This window comes from Bradyrhizobium sp. Kon58 (assembly GCF_055807455.1).
Window position 1 is genome coordinate 1 of record NZ_JBVVOT010000256.1, and the last position, 332, is coordinate 332.

Below are 332 nucleotides of genomic sequence, written 5' to 3' on the forward strand. Positions count from 1 at the left end.
CTGGAGTTCGCTATCTACGGCAACGTCAACTCCACCCATGTCTGCGGCACGCGAATGATGAACGGTATCGGCGGTTCCGGAGACTTTGCGCGCAATGCGCACCTGGCGATCTTTGTGACCAAGTCGATTGCCAAAGGCGGCGCCATTTCCAGCGTGGTGCCGATGGTGAGTCACGTGGACCACACCGAGCATGACGTAGACATCCTGGTGACCGAAGTGGGCCTGGCCGACCTGCGTGGCCTGGCACCCAGAGAGCGCGCCCGAGTGATCATCGACAACTGTGTGCACCCGGCGTATCGCGACGCGCTCAACAGTTACTTCGACGCCGCCTG

1 protein-coding gene is annotated in these 332 nt (G+C 61.4%); it reads left to right on the forward strand.

All coding sequences use genetic code 11. The features are described from left to right. The coding region (locus AC0L20_RS40365; RefSeq protein WP_473295727.1) for an acetyl-CoA hydrolase/transferase C-terminal domain-containing protein at positions 1-332 on the forward strand (332 nt) is incomplete at both ends.